Consider the following 15,484-nt stretch of genomic DNA (forward strand, 5'->3'; position numbering starts at 1 on the left):
AGCCTCTGGTTGCACCCGAAACTTGCCCGATTTTTTCCCGATATTTGTGAGCCGCTTACGCGATTTCCCGGCGCAATTTACCGCTGGTTAAGCAATGTCGGAATGTCGCTCATTTTCCAAGGAACCGCCGCAGACCTGCCCCAAACAGCTGGCAATTAAAACAGTAACAGGAACGTGACGCCGTCAAGTCGGCACCCAGGCAGGAGATGAACCATGACCCAGACCCGCTTTGTCAAATCGGTGATCGCAACCGCCGCGAAGACCGAAGTTCAAATGCCCTGGGCGCGTGGTGCGCGCCGCACGGCGATGATCGCCCGCCGCAATGCCCCACATATCAAGGTGAAATCGGCCTGAAGGTTTTTGATTAGTCGCGGAGGGCCTCTTGCTGCCTCTCCGGGGACCCGGGTCCGGATGCTGCCCCTGACGGACCCGGCACAAGAGCCCGCCCCGCCTGATCGCGGGGCGGGACTTGGGGGCAAAGTAATGAGTATGGGCGTTTGAGCGCCCATTTGGAAACAGTTCTGAGGGGAACGCTGCATTAGTCACGGAAACCAGGTTTTCCTGTCGCTTTTTTTGACAATTTGAACCGTTTCGCAGCATGTTTCTACCGATTCAGATAAGGACATCTTGTCCGTCTGACGTCGTCGGTGGGGGCCGACGCAGATGCGACCCGAAGTAGGAAAGGGCCGATATCGCCATGTCTATCCCCCATTCGCTCGCCCGGGCGGCGCGAAATGCTGTCCATACCAGCCCGCTATTACAGGATCCGGCTGCATTGCGCGGCCCGCAGCCGCGCCCACAGATGCGCCGCTACGAGGTCAGTACCCTTCTTGAAAACGGCAATGTCGTGCAGACGCGCCATATCGCCCCGGCGCTGCCGCTGTTCGAGGATGCCTTTTGCGCCTTTTCGCGCGGTTCTCTCATCGACACCGATTGCGGCCCGATGGCGATCGAAGACCTGTTGCCCGGTGACCGGGTCATCACTCAGGACGGATCGGCCCAGGAAGTGGTCTGGAAAGGCTCGACCGTGATCGTGCCTGGCCGCGTTTCGGCCACCGGTCGTGACTATCGGCTGACCCGGATCATGGCCGATGCGTTTGGCATGCAGCGCCCGATGTCCGGCGTCATCGCCGGCCCGTCGGCCCGTCTGCTGGCGACACCGGGCCACCTGCGGGCATTGGCGGGTGATCAACCCATGCTGACCCCGGCCCAGCATTTCGTCGATGGCATGGGGATCATCGAAACCGCCCCCCCGACCCCGGTCGAGGTGTTTCACATCTGCCTGCGACGCCATGCGGTCATCAATGTCGACGGGTTGCAGTTCGAAACCTATCATCCCGGCGTTCAGGCCGTGCGCGTGCTTAGCCAGGCGATCCGGTCTCTCTATTTGAACCTGTTCCACCACATTGACCAATTGACCGATTTCGGCCCGCAGGCATTTCCGCGCGCGGGTGAAGGTGAAATCGACGCGATCCCAGCCTGAGGAAAGGACAATGGGCTTATTGATTTTCTGGAGTTTGTGCTGCGTGGCGACAATTTTTTTGCCGCCGATGTCCGGGCTGAACCACCCCCCCGATGGGATCAGGCTGTCCGGCTCAACCGCTCTTCGAGCACGTCGAAGGGAACGCCCGGCTCGTCCTTCGCCCCGCGAATGACCAGCGAGGTCTTGACGCTGGCCACGTTCGGCGTGGTCAGCAGCTGACCGGTCAGAAAGCTCTGAAAACTGCTCAGATCGGGGGCCACGCATTTCAGCATGAAATCGACCTCGCCGTTCAGCATGTGGCATTCACGCACAAGCGGCCACTCGCGGCAGCGCGCCTCAAACGCGCTCAGCTCTACCTCGGCCTGACTTTCCAGCCCCACCATGGCAAAGACCTGCACCTCGAACCCCAGTTCGCGGGCATTGACCTCGGCGTGATAGCCCCGGATCAGCCCCGCATCCTCAAGCGCCCGGACCCGCCTGAGACAGGGTGGTGCCGAGATTCCGACCCGCTTGGCCAGCTCGACATTCGTCATGCGGCCATCCGCCTGAAGCTCCGCCAGAATCTTGCGGTCAATCTCGTCCAGCCGGTGCGCGACCATGAACAACTCCCGTTTTTTGCGGTTCTTATAACAGCCCCGGTCGGCTGCGCAATAATCTTTCGCATATGCGCAATTTTCTTCCCGTGCCTTGCCGGATCACGGCCCCCGGCCGATCGACACACGCGAATGTGCAAAGGGGTTTAAGAGACCGCGCCGGACGGCTATATCCCCTCTTCGACGGGCGGTGCGCCGCCAGCCAACTGCATTGGGGATATCATGGCCGAGACACGTCACACCAAGGTTCTGATCATCGGCTCGGGGCCCGCGGGCTATACCGCCGGTGTCTATGCCAGCCGCGCCATGCTGGAGCCGATCCTGGTTCAGGGGATCGAACCGGGCGGCCAGCTGACCACCACCACCGAAGTCGAGAACTGGCCCGGCGATACCGAGGTGCAGGGCCCCGACCTGATGGTGCGGATGGAGGCCCACGCCAAGGCGATGGGCTGCGAGATCATCGGCGATATCATTACCTCGCTCGATACCTCGGCCCGCCCCTTTGTCGCCAAGGGCGACAGCGGCACCACCTATACCGCCGAGGCGGTGATTCTGGCGACCGGTGCACGCGCCAAATGGCTGGGGATGGAGAGCGAGGAGAAATTCAAGGGCTTTGGCGTCTCTGCCTGCGCCACCTGCGACGGGTTCTTTTATCGCGGGCAGGAAATCGTGGTGATCGGCGGCGGCAATACGGCGGTCGAAGAGGCCCTGTTTCTGACCAATTTCGCCTCCAAGGTGACGCTGATCCACCGCCGCGACGAGCTGCGCGCCGAGAAGATCCTGCAGGATCGCCTGTTCAAGAACGAAAAGATCGTGCCGCTCTGGTTCCATCAATTGGAAGAGGTCTATGGCACCGACAGCCCGCTGGGCGTCGAAGGGGTCAAGGCGCGCAACGTCAAGACGGGCGAGATCACCGACATCCCCTGCAAGGGCGTGTTCGTGGCCATCGGCCACGCGCCCGCCAACGAATTGGTCAAGGATGTGCTGGAACTTCACAATGGCGGCTATGTCAGCGTGAAACCCGGCACCACCGAAACCTCGATCCCCGGCATCTTTGCCGCCGGTGACCTGACCGACCACAAATACCGCCAGGCGGTGACCAGCGCCGGCATGGGCTGCATGGCCGCGCTTGATGCCGAACGGTTCTTGGCGGAGCAGGAGTGATCCGTTGATCGTCTTCTCCGGCACTGTCTGGAGAAGACTGTTCGCCGATCAGGCCGGGGCGCCCACCGCCCCGGCCCGTGCGCCCGAAGGGCGGTTTCATCATTCCGGCCAAAAGGCGCTTTATGCCTCGCTGACGCCCGAGGGCGCAGGCGTGGCGATCCGGCGCTATGTGGGGCCACAGGACCCACCCCGTGCGATCGTGCCGCTTTTGGTGACTGATGCCCGGCTGGCCGATCTGCGCGACCGCCCCGAGGTTTCGGTGGTCTGGCAGGATATCCGCGCCTCCGGCGCCCCCGCACCCAGTTGGGCCTATTCCGACACGGCCCGTGCCGAAGGGGCGCAGGGCCTGCTCTATTCCTCGCGCTCGCGTCCCGAGCTGAGCCATATCGTGCTGTTCGGCCACGGCCCGGTCAGGGCAGAAGGCGCGCCGCCCCTGCCCTGGCCTGGCCCCGAACTCACCACCAGCTGACTTGACCGCCCGGCCCCGGCCCCACACACTCGGGTTCGGGACCACAAGAGACGGGCGGCATGGGCACAAGCGCACTCTGGCGGGGCAGTCTGGCGACACGTCTCAGGATCGCAACCGGGCTGATCCTGTTCGCCTATGCCTTCTTTCACTTCGTCAATATCGGGTTGGGCCTGATCAGCCCCGTCTGGATGGCGGCGTTTCAGGATGCCCGCCAGATCATCACCCGCAGCCTGCCGGGCTCGATCCTGCTCTATGGCGCGCTGCTGATCCATGCCGGGCTGGCACTGACGGGTCTGGCGCGGCGGCGCTCCTTGCGCATGCGGCCGGCCGAGGTGATTCAGCTAGGGCTGGGCCTGCTGATCCCGCTGCAACTGATCGCGCATCTGGTCCACACCCGCTATGCCCACGAGGTTCACGGCGTCAATGACGAGATGAGCTATCTCATCATCCTGATGTGGCCCAATATCTCGATCTGGCAACAAAGCGGGCTGTTGCTGGTGGTCTGGATTCACGGCTGCATCGGTCTGCATTTCTGGTTGCGACTGACCAGCTGGTGGCGCGCCTGGGTGCCCTGGATGATCGGGCTGGCGGTTCTGGTGCCCGCCTTCGCGCTGGCCGGGCTGCTGACCGAGGGTCGGCGGATGTTCGCTATCTTCACGGACGATGCGCAACGGCCCGGTTACATGGAGGCATTCAACTGGCCCGATACCGAGACCTTTATCGAGCTCTTTGCGGTCAAGGACTGGGGGCTGGCCTTGTTCTGGGGGTTGCTGGCACTGGCGGCGACAATCCATCTTGTGCGCAAGCTGATGCGTCGGCGCAACGCGGTGCGCATCCGCTATGTGGACGGACCCGAGATCGTGTCCGAGCGGGGCCTGACCCTGCTTCAGATGTCGCGCAGCCACGGGGTGCCCCACACCGCGCTTTGCGGCGGCAAGGGGCGCTGCACCACCTGCCGGGTGGTGATCGAGGAGGGGGCCGATCTGCTGCACCCGCCCTCTGAGGTAGAGCTGCGCTCGTTGCGGGCTGTCGGGGCGCCGCCCAATACCCGGCTGGCCTGCCAGATACGACCGACCGATCCGGCCACCGTCTTTCGTGTGTTCCGCCCCGAAGGCGGCCGCAGCCGCGCCCATGCCAGCCAGGGACAGGAACGGCAACTGGCGGTGCTGTTTCTCGACATGCGCGGATTTACCGCCCGCACCACCGGACAGTTGCCCTATGACGTGGTGTTCCTGCTCAACCGCTTCTTCGATGCGATCGTCCCCTCGGTCGTCGGCGCGGGCGGCACGGTGGACAAGTATCTGGGCGATGGCTTCCTGGCGGTGTTCGAGGCCCGCGACGCCCAGACCTCGGCCCGTGCCGGGATCGAGGCCGCGCGCAGTATCGGCGCCGCACTTCAGGTGTTCAACCGGACCCTTGCCGCAGAGGGTACGCCGCCCGTGCGGATCGGGATGGGGCTGCATCTGGGTAATCTTGTGCTGGGCGAGATCGGTGCCGCGGGCCATGCCCCCCGCACCATCATCGGCGACACCGTGAACGCCGCCAGCCGGCTAGAGGCGGAGACCAAGGCGCTGGGAGTTGAACTGCTGATTTCCCATGCGGTTCTGGAGGCGGCCGGGGTCGAAACAGACGGGCTGGAGCTCAGTGAATTCACCTTGCGCGGGGTGCCGCAACCGGTGAGCGCCCTGGCCGTTACCGCTGCCGCAACGCTGTCATTGGGGCAGCCCAGTGACGAACAGCGTTCCGATTAGCCCGGCAAACCGGGGAATGAGCCGAAAAAGTTTCACCTTTTTTGGTCAAATCCGGCAAAAACCTTTTGATTTGTCACGGAATGGCACAATTCGTCCTTTGTTGCGCCGCAGTCCTAGACAATCTGCGGCCCACAGGTCTATTGCACCGCCAGCACAGACCCCTCAACACAGTGACCTTACAGATCAAGAGTATCGACATGACCATGCTGAGCAACCTCGCTCCGATCCCGGAACTCTATGTCTCCTACGACTCGGCGCAGAAACTGAAGATGGAGGCGGCCGAGCTGAAAAGCCACGACCTGACGCCCCGCCAGATCTGCGACCTCGAACTCTTGATGAACGGCGGCTTCTCGCCCCTCAAGGGATTTCTGGGCGAGGCCGACTATGACAATGTCGTCGAGAACATGCGGCTGGCCGACGGCACCCTCTGGCCCATGCCCATCACGCTGGACGTCAAGGAAGAGTTCGCCGACGGGATCGAACTGGGCCAGGACATCGCGCTGCGCGACCAGGAGGGCGTGATCCTCGGTACCATGACCGTGACCGACAAATGGATGCCCAACAAGGCGCGCGAGGCCGAGATGGTCTTTGGCGCCGACGATCAGGCGCACCCTGCGGTCAACTACCTGCACAACGTTGCGGGCAAGGTCTATCTGGGTGGCCCGGTGACCGGCATCCAACAGCCGGTGCATTACGATTTCCGCGCCCGCCGCGACACCCCCAACGAGCTGCGCGCCTATTTCCGCAAGGTGGGCTGGCGCCGCATCGTGGCCTTTCAGACCCGCAACCCGCTGCACCGGGCGCATCAGGAACTGACCTTTCGTGCCGCGCGCGAGGCCCAGGCCAACCTGCTGATCCATCCGGTTGTCGGCATGACCAAACCGGGCGACGTCGATCACTTCACCCGCGTGCGCTGCTACGAGGCGGTGCTGGACAAATACCCCGCCGCCACCACCTCGATGAGCCTGCTGAACCTGGCCATGCGTATGGCTGGCCCGCGCGAGGCGGTCTGGCACGGGCTGATCCGCAAGAACCACGGCTGCACCCATTTCATCGTTGGCCGCGACCATGCTGGCCCCGGCAAGAACAGCCAGGGCCAGGACTTCTATGGCCCCTATGACGCGCAGGAACTGTTCAAGAAGCATCAGGACGAGATCGGCCTGGAAATGGTGGACTTCAAGCACATGGTCTATGTGCAGGAGAAGGCCCAGTACTATCCCGTCTCCGAAGTCCCCGAGGGCGACACGGTGCTGGACATCTCGGGTACCGAACTGCGTCGCCGCCTGCGCGAAGGGCTGGAGATCCCCGAATGGTTCTCCTTCCCCGAAGTGGTAAAGGAACTGCGCCGCACCTCGCCGCCGCGTTCGAAACAAGGCTTTACCGTGTTCTTCACCGGCTTCTCGGGCTCGGGCAAGTCGACCATCGCCAACGCGCTGATGGTCAAGCTGATGGAGATGGGCGGCCGCCCGGTCACCCTGCTGGACGGCGACATCGTGCGCAAGAATCTCAGTTCCGAACTGGGCTTTTCGAAAGAGCACCGTGACCTCAACATCCGCCGAATCGGCTATGTTGCCAGCGAGATCACCAAGAATGGCGGTATCGCGATCTGCGCACCGATCGCGCCCTATGCCACCACCCGCCGGGCGGTGCGCGAGGACATCGAACAGTTTGGCGCCTTTGTCGAGGTGCATGTAGCCACCACGATCGAGGAATGCGAGCGCCGCGACCGCAAGGGCCTGTACAAGCTGGCCCGCGAGGGCAAGATCAAGGAATTCACCGGCATCTCGGACCCCTATGACGTGCCCGAGAACCCTGAACTGCGCGTCGAGACCGAAAATGTCGAGGTCGACAACTGCGCCCATCAGGTGCTGCTGAAGCTGGAAAACATGGGGCTGATCGCGGGCTGAACGCCTATCCCAGAACGCAAGAAGGCCCGGGATCGCTCCCGGGCCTTTGTCATTCTTGTCTAGAGGTCGTCCAGGATCATCTGCGCCGCCCGCGTCTCATGCGCGGCATAGGGGGCAAGCTGGTCCTTGAGCGCGCGCAGGTCGAGCAGCCGGGCGGCGTAGTCCTCGGCACTCATCGCCATGACCGCGCGGCGAATATCCTCTTCGCCCTGACACAGGATCATCGCGCGGGTGTCGACGAAATCAGCGATATTGGGACAGCCCCAATAGATCGGCACCGTCTCACAGAGCACCGCATCCAGCAGTTTCTCCGAGAAATAGTTCCGCTCCTGCACATTTTCGATCACCACGGAATAGCGATAGGGCGCCAGCCCGTCGGCCTTGCTATCAAAGGGCTGATAGCCCCGCCCCAGCACTGCTACGTCCTGACCGCTGGCGCGCACCCAATCCACCACCGCATGGCGCAGCTTGTGGCCCGTACTGTCCCGCTTGGCCGAGGCGATGAGCGAGCATTGCGCCACCTTCTCGGGTGTCAGGTCGCGCCACTCGGGCACCCAAGTCGACCCAAAGAGCAACAGCCGCGCATTGGGCAACCGGTCCACCGCCTCTTGGTTAAAGGTCAGGACCCGGTGAAAGCGCCGCCAGGTGAGGCGCAAGAGCGCGTAATGCTTGGCATGGATCACCGCAGGTTCCGCCATGATCAGCGAGATACGCGCGCGCGTCCCCCGGTTCAGCCGGAAATGGGTTCCGGTGCGGGGATAGACCAGCAGGTGATCCCCTGGCCCCAGATCGCCCACGGTTTTCCCTGCCAGGCGTTCGGGGCATCCCAGCGGCCAGTTCAACCGGTCGAGCGGTGTGCCGGACAGGGACGGCCCAAGTTTCATGCCATAGGGCAGAACGGCAATGGAGGGATCGGACATGCGCTTATCCCGGCAGGTGGGCCTGGCCGCGCATCAGGACATAGCCCTGCCCGGCGACCTTGATCCCCGTCATCGCCTCGGGTGGTCCCAGACGCGTGACGCGCGCCTGACCGGGGCGGCCCATGCCATGCCCCTGCTCTGCGATGAACGTCTCTTTCGGCATCAACCCATGATGCCACAGATATGCGGCCATGGCCCCTGTCGCCGATCCCGTGAACGGATCCTCGGGCGGGCTGGGCGGCGCCAACAGCAGCCGGGCAAAGGTATCGCCCACCTCGGTCGCGCCCTCGAGCGTGACCAGAAACGGCTCCAGCATGTCCGATCCGTCATAGCCAAGCCCCGCCGCCATCCGGGTCAGCGCCGCCACATCCAGCCGCGCGGCCTCGAGCGCGGCGCGGTCGCGCAGTACGGTGATGCAAAAGGGCAGCCCGGTCGATACCATCTGCGGCGGCGACACGATCGCCTCAGGTGGCAGGCCGATGACCCTTGCCACCTGCTCGGCAGGCACCAGCGCGCCGAATTGGGGCGCCACCTGGGTCATCTCGATCTCGTCCCCCGAGATGCGGATCGGCACCAGCCCGGCGCCGGTTTCCAGCACCAGATCGGTCTTGTCGATGAAACCGCGCGCGCCGAGCGCGGCGACGGTTGCGATGGTGGGATGCCCGGCAAAGGGGATCTCGCGACTGGCGAGGAAATAGCGCACCTTCAGATCGGCCACATCCGAGGGACCGGTAAAGGTGCATTCGACCAGCGAGGTTTCCCGCACAAAGGCCATGCAGGTCTCAACCGTCAGACCCGCGCCACCATGCACCACGGCGCAACCATTGCCGCCAAAGGGGCGGTCGGTGAACGCGTCCACCCAGTCAAAATCGTACCAGTTCATCCGCGTACCTTTCGCCATCTGCCCGCAGAACCGCATATTTCGGCGGTTCCGCCGCAAATGTCACGCGGGAAATCTGGCCTCGTTGCGGGCGCGGATCAATGCACCGCGACGGGCGACAGATCGTTCTGGCGTGCCAGCACGAAGGCCATCCGCCGGTCGGCCACAAGCGCCAACTGCTCTCCGGCGGCATTGTGCACCGCATAAAGGTGATCACGCCCGCCCGCCTGTTGGCGGACCTCGTCGGGCAGATCGGCGACATCGACCGTCTTGACATAGACGATCCGGTCGCCGTCATCCTTGAAATCGAACGGAGTATGCATCGCTTACCCTTTCCTGATATTGATCGTCTGCACCACCGATTGCGGCACCGCACGGCTGAGATCGACATGCAACAGACCGTTTTCCATCACGGCCTCGCCCACCTCGACCCCTTCGGCCAGCACGAACATGCGCTGGAACTGACGCGCGGCGATGCCACGGTGCAGGAACACCCGCCCCTCGCTGTCGTCGCTCTGACGGCCACGGATCACCAGCTGACGATCCTCGACCGTGATCGACAGATCCGCCTCGGCGAAACCGGCCACCGCCAAGGTGATCCGATACGAGGTCTCGGAGGTCTGCTCGATATTGTAAGGAGGATAGCCCTCGTTCCCGGACTTCGCCGAACGCTCCAGCAGCCGTTCCAACTGCTCGAAGCCCAGCATATGTGGGTAAGAGCCCAGAGTAAGTTTCGACACGTTTCTCTCGTCCTTGTGGTCAAAGCGACGTTCACGCGCGGCCCCGAAACCGGCAACCGCTTGACACAGAATATGGGAAGAAATCGGACACACCACAAGGTCTGGCCGAAATCAGAGTAAAAGCGTATTCTTTGCAGCACCTTGGAAACAGACCTGCGAGTCGCCCGAATGAACGCACCCAGTGATATGTCGATGAAAACGGATGAGGTTCTGCGGGTCGAACTGGAAGTATTCCGGCGCCAGCACCGCGACCTGGACGAGGCCATCGCCGCGCTGGAGGAAAAGGGCACCGCCGATCAGTTGACGGTGAAACGACTGAAGAAGCAGAAACTGCGCCTCAAGGACATCATCGCGATGATCGAGGACCGCCTGACCCCCGATATCATCGCCTGATCCGGCCTGTCCCGGCACGCCGCCATACCTCATTGCCAGTTGGCCGGTTTTGGCTATAGTGCGCGCTCTTTCCACAGAGGGCGGGGCACATGGCCGGGGTCAAGGTAGGGATCATCATGGGCAGCCAGTCGGACTGGCCGACCATGAAGGGTGCGGCGGAAATTCTGGATGAGCTGGGCGTGGCCTACGAGGCGCGGATCGTCTCGGCGCATCGCACCCCGGACCGGCTGTGGGACTATGGCCGTGCCGCCGTGGGGCGCGGCTTGCAGGTGATCATCGCCGGGGCCGGCGGGGCCGCGCACCTGCCGGGCATGATGGCCTCCAAGACGCGGGTGCCGGTGATCGGTGTGCCCGTGCAGACCCGCGCCCTGTCGGGGGTCGATTCGCTTTATTCCATCGTGCAGATGCCCAAGGGCTATCCGGTTGCGACCATGGCGATCGGCGCGGCGGGGGCTGCCAATGCGGGGCTGATGGCCGCCGGTATCCTTGCCTTGCAGGATGCGGGCTTGGCCGAGCGGCTGGACGCCTGGCGCACGGCGCTATCGGCCTCGATCCCCGAGGAGCCGGTCGATGAGTGAGGCGCTGAAACCGGGGGCCCGGATCGGTATCCTGGGCGGTGGCCAACTAGGCCGGATGCTGTCGGTTGCGGCCGCGCGGCTGGGTTTTGTCACCCATATCTATGAACCCGGCGCCAACCCGCCCGCCGGTCAGGTGGCTGATCGGGTCACCACCGCAGGCTATGACGACGCCGAAGCACTGGCAGAGTTCGCCGCCTCGGTCGACGTGATCACCTATGAGTTCGAGAACATCCCGACCGAGGCGCTCGATATCCTTGAGGCCCACCGCCCGATCCGCCCCGGGCGAGAGGCGCTGCGGGTCAGTCAGGACCGGCTGACCGAGAAGAGCTTTCTGCGCGATCTGGGCCTGATGACGGCGCCCTTTGCCGATGTCACCGATCTGGCGAGCCTCGAGGCCGCGATTGGTGAGATCGGCACGCCCGCGATCCTCAAGACCCGCCGCTTTGGCTATGACGGCAAGGGACAAGCGCGGCTGAAAGCGCCCGAGTATGCCGCGGCGGCGCTGGCGGACATGGCGGGCGCGCCCGCGATCCTGGAAGGGTTTGTGCAGTTCACCCACGAAGTCTCGGTCATCGCCGCGCGCGGGCTCGACGGACAGGTCGCCTGTTTCGACCCCGGCGAGAACGTGCATCGCGACGGAATCCTGCACACCACCTCCGTGCCCGCGCGGCTGAGCGCGGCGCAGCGTACCGACGCGGTGTTGCTGGCGGCTCGGATCCTGAACGCGCTCGACTATGTGGGCGTGATGGGGGTTGAGTTGTTCGTGACCCCTGCCGGGCTGATCGTGAACGAGATCGCGCCCCGTGTGCACAATTCCGGGCACTGGACGCAGAACGGCTGCGCCGTGGACCAGTTCGAGCAGCATATACGAGCGGTGGCAGGCTGGCCGCTGGGCGACGGGCAGCGGCACGCGGATGTTGTCATGGAGAACCTGATCGGCGCCGATATGGATCGGGTGCCCGAGCTGGCCACCGAACGCGATCTGGCGCTGCATCTCTACGGCAAGGCCGAGGCCAAACCCGGTCGCAAGATGGGACATGTCAACCGGATACGGCGTGGCGGTTGAGGCAGGCGGCGAAATCCGGCACGGATTTCGCGCGCCCCGCCGACGGCCCGTTGGGCCTGAGACGGGGCGCAGCCCGTATCGCGCTGCGCGCGATGCCTCCGGCGGGAGTATTTGCCTGCAAAGTGAATGAGTTCAGGACAGGAAACGTGTGGCCACATCCCCGGACATGTAGCTGACCCGGCCCGCGGCAAACGTCGCGGCGACCCTTTGGCTCTGCGCGTCGAGGATCACCAGATCGGCACGTTTGCCGGGTGCCAGTTCCCCCCGGTCGGTCAACCCCAGCACCCGGGCCGGGCTGCTGCTGACCAGCGCCCAGGCGGCGGCGAGGTCGAGAAGCCCCGTACGGACCAGCATCAGCGCCGCGCGGCGCGGGCTGGGATAGTGGTAGTCCGAGGCGAGCGCGTCACACAGTCCCATGGCAATCAGGTCGAGCGCGCTGACATTGCCCTTGTGCGAGCCGCCACGCACAACGTTGGGTGAGCCGAGGATGATATGGCCGCCGCCCCCGCGTACGGCCTCAGCGGCCTCGAGCGTCTCGGGAAACTCCGAGATCGTCAGCCCGCGTCGCTGCCAAGTGGCGCAATCGGCGGCGCTGTGGTCGTCATGACTGCCCATGTGGACCCCCCGCCGGTGCAGGTCGGCGCAGAGTTCATCCAGAGCTTTCGGCACCTGCGGGCCATTTGCATGCAGCGCCTTCAGCAGTTCCAGATGTGCCTCGGGGCTGCGGCCCGCCTTCAGCGCCTGCCCCGCCAGCCGTGGCGGTTTGCGCCCCTCGGCCAGCCGGTCGTGCGGCAGGTGATCATTGAACACGACATAGGGGATCTGCCATTCGGCCAACCGCTCAGGCAGTGCCGCGTAGTCTTCGAGCAGATGGGTTTCGAAACGCAATTGCGGGATCAGATCCGTAACCAACCCGTCCCGGACCTGTCGGATCGCCTGAAACACGCCAGCGGCGAAATCCGGGCCGCGCAGACCGCCCTCCCAGCTCCAGAATTGAGCCAGTACAGCGGTGGTGATCCCGTTGGCGGCCAGTTCCGCCTCGGCGGCCACAACGCCTTCGGTCATTTCCTTCATCGCGCCCCGGCGCGGCGCCATGTGCCTCTCGAACCCGTCGCCATGCAGATCGACAATGCCGGGCAAGACCAGGTAGCCACTCAGATCGACGCGTTGCCCGGCGGGGGCGTCAACCACCTGCCCACCCGACAGGAACAGGTCGCAGCACGCGGGGCCATCAGGCAAAAGCACCTCGGCGCCGGTCAGGGTCAACTCAACGGTCATCGATCTCTCTCTCCCGGTGCTTCCCAACACTCGCTGCGCAGGCAGACGCGATCTATCGTTTCGAAAACGGCGTCGAGCCAGGTCAGGTCGGCATCGAAATGCCCATTCTCGATGAAATGCAGGGTCTGTGCGATGACACGCGGGTTGTTCATCATGAAGGTATGGGTGACCGGCAACACCAGATGGTCGGTCATGCCCGCCACCCGCGTCGAGGCAACCGAGACCTTGCCGTCATCGGGGCCAGGGATGATCGACGAGAAGATCGGGTTGAGCGACTGATCGCCCGCGATCACGCCAACCGGGTAATCCACCGGTGGCAAGCTGCGCGGGACACTGTCCGGACCGGTACCCAGCGCCAGGCCCGCCGGACCATTCAGGCGGCCGAACACCTCCCAGGCGCCCAGTTCGTCGACCAGTTCGCTGCCCTGGTTTGGCGGCGCCAACAACACCACCCGGCCCAGATGGGCGGGCCGGTTGCTGAGCAGCCAGTAGCGGATCAGGATGCCTCCCATGGAATGGGCAACCAGATGCACCGTCTCGTGGCCACAAGCGGATATCGCTGGCGGCAGGGTCTCGCGCGCCAGTTCCGGGATGGGCATGTCGGTCGAGGGATAGCCGGGACGCACCACCCGCAGACCGCGCGCCTCGAACACCTGGTCCATCACCGTCAGCGACGCCTCGGTCCGCGCCAACCCGTGCAGCAGCACGACACAGTCGGCCCAGAGGGCACTGGGCAACAGACAGAGGAAGAGAACAGGCAGGCACCGCATGGGCGCGGCATACTGCGAATTGCAGCGCAACGAAAGGCTCAAGCAGCCGGTGCGCGGCGGATCGACAGCGCGATCCCGCCCAACAGGACTGCGCCACCAAGAAGCAGGCGCAGCGGGGCCGTCTCGCCCAGCAGCAGCACGCCCCCCAGCACCGCGATGACAGGCGCGCTCAGCTGTACCGTCGCGGCGCGGACCGGCCCGAGGGCGGGCACCAACCGATACCAGAGCGCATAGCCGAGACCCGAGGTTACAGCCCCGGAGACCAGCGCCAGCAACACGCCCTGCCAGGTCATGGCAGGCAGCCCCGCTAGCGGCAGGATCGCACCGGCGGTCAACGGCAGGGCCATCACGAAATTGGCCCCCGTCGCGGCCAGCGCATCCGCTTCGCCCCGCCCCGCCAGCGTATAGGCGGCCCAGCCGATCCCGGCGAGCGCCATGAGACCGGCCCCGCCCGCATCGACGCGAAAGGTGCCCGCCGGCCAGAGCACCCAGACCAGCCCGGCAAAGGCAATCATCGCGCCAGCCAACTGCCGATGCGTCGGCGGCGCACCCGTGGCGGCGCTCCAGCCGAACATGGCGATCTGCACGACACCGAACAGGATGAGTGCACCCAACCCGGCATCCAGCGTCAGATAGGCCAGTGAAAAACCGACCATATAGAGGGTCAGCGAACCGGCCCCCAGCAACCGGCGCCGGTGCCAGAGGGGCAGCCGCTGGCGCTGCGCGAGAACGAGCAGGGCAAGCATCATCGCTCCGGCCAGCACCCGAACGATGGCAAAGCCGCCCGGATCGGCCCAGCCGCCGGCCACCGCCAGACGGTTCAGGACCGAATTGGCGGCAAAGGCGGTCATGGTCAGGGCGGTAAGCAGGAACAGTCGCATACACCCGGATTACCGGATCACGCGCCGATACAACAGACACATACGCGTCAGCGCGGCTCCAACGCGAGCGGATAGACCAGCCGCGCCTCGGGCACATTGCTGCCCGGCCCGGCCAGCATAAGGTGGTCGTTCGGATAGGGCGCGCGCAACGCCGAGGCGCGGGCACGCGAAAAACCGCGCGGCTCGTAATAGGCGGGATCGCCCAGCACCACGATGGTCAGGTCGCGCTCTGCCGCCCATTTCAGGGTCAGTTGCAACACTTTCGAGCCGATCCCACGCCGCTGCGCCTTGGGCGCAACCGCCAGCGGGGCCAAACACAGCCAGCCGTCGGGTGCGCGCATCCACGACAGAGCGGCATAGCCCAGCAACTCGCCAAATTCCTGAAAGGTGATCTCGGTGGCGATGTCCCGGTCGGCGCGCAATTCGCGCACCAAATCCGCCTCGGCCCCGGTATCGAAGGCCGAACGCAGCAAGGCATCGACCAGATCGGGGAATACGGCGGGCGGAAATGGTCTCATGCAAAGCTCAACTTTCGCTAGACTGAGGGCGGTTCAGTTCGCCCCGATCGGCGGGTTCGGCATACACCGCATGGCCCGCAAGGTCACGGTCAC

Annotated in this window: 18 protein-coding genes; 9 read left to right on the forward strand and 9 right to left on the reverse strand. The window is 64.6% G+C overall.

Going from position 1 to position 15,484, the window contains the following annotated elements:
- Positions 1-213 precede the first annotated feature (213 nt).
- Positions 214-354: a hypothetical protein gene (locus AC2FL1_RS14505; RefSeq protein ID WP_234143166.1), complete on the forward strand. Its 141-nt coding sequence runs from the start codon at positions 214-216 to the stop codon at positions 352-354.
- Positions 355-697: 343 nt separating this feature from the next.
- On the forward strand, positions 698-1,483 hold the full coding sequence (locus AC2FL1_RS14510) for a Hint domain-containing protein (protein WP_496829564.1): 786 nt from the start codon (positions 698-700) through the stop codon (positions 1,481-1,483).
- A gap of 98 nt (positions 1,484-1,581) precedes the next feature.
- On the opposite strand, the gene AC2FL1_RS14515 is transcribed toward AC2FL1_RS14510, so the two are convergent.
- On the reverse strand, positions 1,582-2,082 hold the full coding sequence (locus AC2FL1_RS14515) for an Lrp/AsnC family transcriptional regulator (protein WP_234139334.1): 501 nt from the start codon (positions 2,080-2,082) through the stop codon (positions 1,582-1,584).
- A gap of 216 nt (positions 2,083-2,298) precedes the next feature.
- Here AC2FL1_RS14515 and trxB point away from each other — a divergent pair, with 216 nt between their 5' ends.
- The 4 genes from trxB (at position 2,299) to AC2FL1_RS14535 (ending at position 7,367) form a co-directional block, all read left to right on the forward strand.
- Complete coding sequence (gene trxB, locus AC2FL1_RS14520; protein WP_496877418.1) at positions 2,299-3,240, forward strand: thioredoxin-disulfide reductase; 942 nt, start codon at positions 2,299-2,301, stop codon at positions 3,238-3,240.
- 4 nt (positions 3,241-3,244) lie between these two features.
- Positions 3,245-3,709 (forward strand): RES family NAD+ phosphorylase, encoded by a 465-nt coding sequence (locus AC2FL1_RS14525; protein WP_496877419.1) that lies wholly within the window; start codon positions 3,245-3,247, stop codon positions 3,707-3,709.
- A 59-nt stretch (positions 3,710-3,768) separates the two neighbouring features.
- Positions 3,769-5,460, forward strand: coding sequence for an adenylate/guanylate cyclase domain-containing protein (locus AC2FL1_RS14530; protein ID WP_496877420.1), 1,692 nt, complete (start codon positions 3,769-3,771; stop codon positions 5,458-5,460).
- Between the two features lie 197 nt (positions 5,461-5,657).
- Positions 5,658-7,367 carry a bifunctional sulfate adenylyltransferase/adenylylsulfate kinase gene (locus tag AC2FL1_RS14535; protein WP_496877421.1) on the forward strand — a complete coding sequence of 570 codons (1,710 nt, stop codon included), beginning with the start codon at positions 5,658-5,660 and terminating at the stop codon, positions 7,365-7,367.
- Between the two features lie 59 nt (positions 7,368-7,426).
- On the opposite strand, the gene AC2FL1_RS14540 is transcribed toward AC2FL1_RS14535, so the two are convergent.
- From AC2FL1_RS14540 to AC2FL1_RS14555, 4 genes are all read right to left on the reverse strand, one after another.
- Entirely contained in the window at positions 7,427-8,287 is an 861-nt protein-coding gene (locus AC2FL1_RS14540) for a hypothetical protein (protein WP_496877422.1), read from the reverse strand.
- 4 nt (positions 8,288-8,291) lie between these two features.
- The gene (locus AC2FL1_RS14545) at positions 8,292-9,170 is read right to left on the reverse strand and encodes a PhzF family phenazine biosynthesis protein (protein WP_496877423.1); all 879 of its coding nucleotides are present in this window, start codon (positions 9,168-9,170) and stop codon (positions 8,292-8,294) included.
- Between the two features lie 95 nt (positions 9,171-9,265).
- Positions 9,266-9,490, reverse strand: coding sequence for a DUF1150 family protein (locus AC2FL1_RS14550; protein ID WP_011046645.1), 225 nt, complete (start codon positions 9,488-9,490; stop codon positions 9,266-9,268).
- A gap of 3 nt (positions 9,491-9,493) precedes the next feature.
- Entirely contained in the window at positions 9,494-9,907 is a 414-nt protein-coding gene (locus AC2FL1_RS14555) for an Hsp20 family protein (RefSeq protein ID WP_011046644.1), read from the reverse strand.
- A 168-nt stretch (positions 9,908-10,075) separates the two neighbouring features.
- On the opposite strand from AC2FL1_RS14555, the gene AC2FL1_RS14560 reads away from it, so the two are divergent.
- From AC2FL1_RS14560 to AC2FL1_RS14570, 3 genes are all read left to right on the forward strand, one after another.
- On the forward strand, positions 10,076-10,300 hold the full coding sequence (locus tag AC2FL1_RS14560; RefSeq protein ID WP_234139327.1) for a YdcH family protein: 225 nt from the start codon (positions 10,076-10,078) through the stop codon (positions 10,298-10,300).
- 89 nt (positions 10,301-10,389) lie between these two features.
- The gene (purE, locus tag AC2FL1_RS14565) at positions 10,390-10,878 is read left to right on the forward strand and encodes a 5-(carboxyamino)imidazole ribonucleotide mutase (protein ID WP_234143158.1); all 489 of its coding nucleotides are present in this window, start codon (positions 10,390-10,392) and stop codon (positions 10,876-10,878) included.
- Positions 10,871-11,944 (forward strand): 5-(carboxyamino)imidazole ribonucleotide synthase, encoded by a 1,074-nt coding sequence (locus tag AC2FL1_RS14570; protein WP_496829317.1) that lies wholly within the window; start codon positions 10,871-10,873, stop codon positions 11,942-11,944. Before purE ends, AC2FL1_RS14570 begins: the two co-directional genes overlap by 8 nt.
- Before the next feature lie 132 nt (positions 11,945-12,076).
- Here AC2FL1_RS14570 and AC2FL1_RS14575 read toward each other — a convergent pair whose 3' ends face one another.
- From AC2FL1_RS14575 to AC2FL1_RS14590, 4 genes are read right to left on the reverse strand one after another with little or no spacing between them, the layout of a single operon-like run.
- Entirely contained in the window at positions 12,077-13,222 is a 1,146-nt protein-coding gene (locus AC2FL1_RS14575) for an alpha-D-ribose 1-methylphosphonate 5-triphosphate diphosphatase (RefSeq protein WP_496877424.1), read from the reverse strand.
- Positions 13,219-13,992 carry an alpha/beta fold hydrolase gene (locus tag AC2FL1_RS14580; RefSeq protein WP_496829313.1) on the reverse strand — a complete coding sequence of 258 codons (774 nt, stop codon included), beginning with the start codon at positions 13,990-13,992 and terminating at the stop codon, positions 13,219-13,221. Before AC2FL1_RS14580 ends, AC2FL1_RS14575 begins: the two co-directional genes overlap by 4 nt.
- A gap of 38 nt (positions 13,993-14,030) precedes the next feature.
- Positions 14,031-14,873, reverse strand: coding sequence for a DMT family transporter (locus tag AC2FL1_RS14585; protein WP_234170299.1), 843 nt, complete (start codon positions 14,871-14,873; stop codon positions 14,031-14,033).
- A 47-nt stretch (positions 14,874-14,920) separates the two neighbouring features.
- Positions 14,921-15,391 carry a GNAT family N-acetyltransferase gene (locus tag AC2FL1_RS14590; protein WP_496877425.1) on the reverse strand — a complete coding sequence of 157 codons (471 nt, stop codon included), beginning with the start codon at positions 15,389-15,391 and terminating at the stop codon, positions 14,921-14,923.
- Between the last annotated feature and the right edge of the window lie 93 nt (positions 15,392-15,484).

This window comes from Ruegeria sp. YKSF070, from assembly GCF_059612725.1.

Coding starts and splice junctions, on each gene's coding strand:
- AC2FL1_RS14505 (WP_234143166.1), top strand. CDS start 214: ATGACCCAGACCCGCTTTGTCAAATCGGTGATCGCAACCGCCGCGAAG.
- AC2FL1_RS14510 (WP_496829564.1), top strand. CDS start 698: ATGTCTATCCCCCATTCGCTCGCCCGGGCGGCGCGAAATGCTGTCCAT.
- AC2FL1_RS14515 (WP_234139334.1), bottom strand. CDS start 2,082: ATGGTCGCGCACCGGCTGGACGAGATTGACCGCAAGATTCTGGCGGAG.
- trxB (WP_496877418.1), top strand. CDS start 2,299: ATGGCCGAGACACGTCACACCAAGGTTCTGATCATCGGCTCGGGGCCC.
- AC2FL1_RS14530 (WP_496877420.1), top strand. CDS start 3,769: ATGGGCACAAGCGCACTCTGGCGGGGCAGTCTGGCGACACGTCTCAGG.
- AC2FL1_RS14535 (WP_496877421.1), top strand. CDS start 5,658: ATGACCATGCTGAGCAACCTCGCTCCGATCCCGGAACTCTATGTCTCC.
- AC2FL1_RS14540 (WP_496877422.1), bottom strand. CDS start 8,287: ATGTCCGATCCCTCCATTGCCGTTCTGCCCTATGGCATGAAACTTGGG.
- AC2FL1_RS14545 (WP_496877423.1), bottom strand. CDS start 9,170: ATGAACTGGTACGATTTTGACTGGGTGGACGCGTTCACCGACCGCCCC.
- AC2FL1_RS14550 (WP_011046645.1), bottom strand. CDS start 9,490: ATGCATACTCCGTTCGATTTCAAGGATGACGGCGACCGGATCGTCTAT.
- AC2FL1_RS14560 (WP_234139327.1), top strand. CDS start 10,076: ATGAACGCACCCAGTGATATGTCGATGAAAACGGATGAGGTTCTGCGG.
- purE (WP_234143158.1), top strand. CDS start 10,390: ATGGCCGGGGTCAAGGTAGGGATCATCATGGGCAGCCAGTCGGACTGG.
- AC2FL1_RS14570 (WP_496829317.1), top strand. CDS start 10,871: ATGAGTGAGGCGCTGAAACCGGGGGCCCGGATCGGTATCCTGGGCGGT.
- AC2FL1_RS14575 (WP_496877424.1), bottom strand. CDS start 13,222: ATGACCGTTGAGTTGACCCTGACCGGCGCCGAGGTGCTTTTGCCTGAT.
- AC2FL1_RS14580 (WP_496829313.1), bottom strand. CDS start 13,992: ATGCGGTGCCTGCCTGTTCTCTTCCTCTGTCTGTTGCCCAGTGCCCTC.
- AC2FL1_RS14585 (WP_234170299.1), bottom strand. CDS start 14,873: ATGCGACTGTTCCTGCTTACCGCCCTGACCATGACCGCCTTTGCCGCC.
- AC2FL1_RS14590 (WP_496877425.1), bottom strand. CDS start 15,391: ATGAGACCATTTCCGCCCGCCGTATTCCCCGATCTGGTCGATGCCTTG.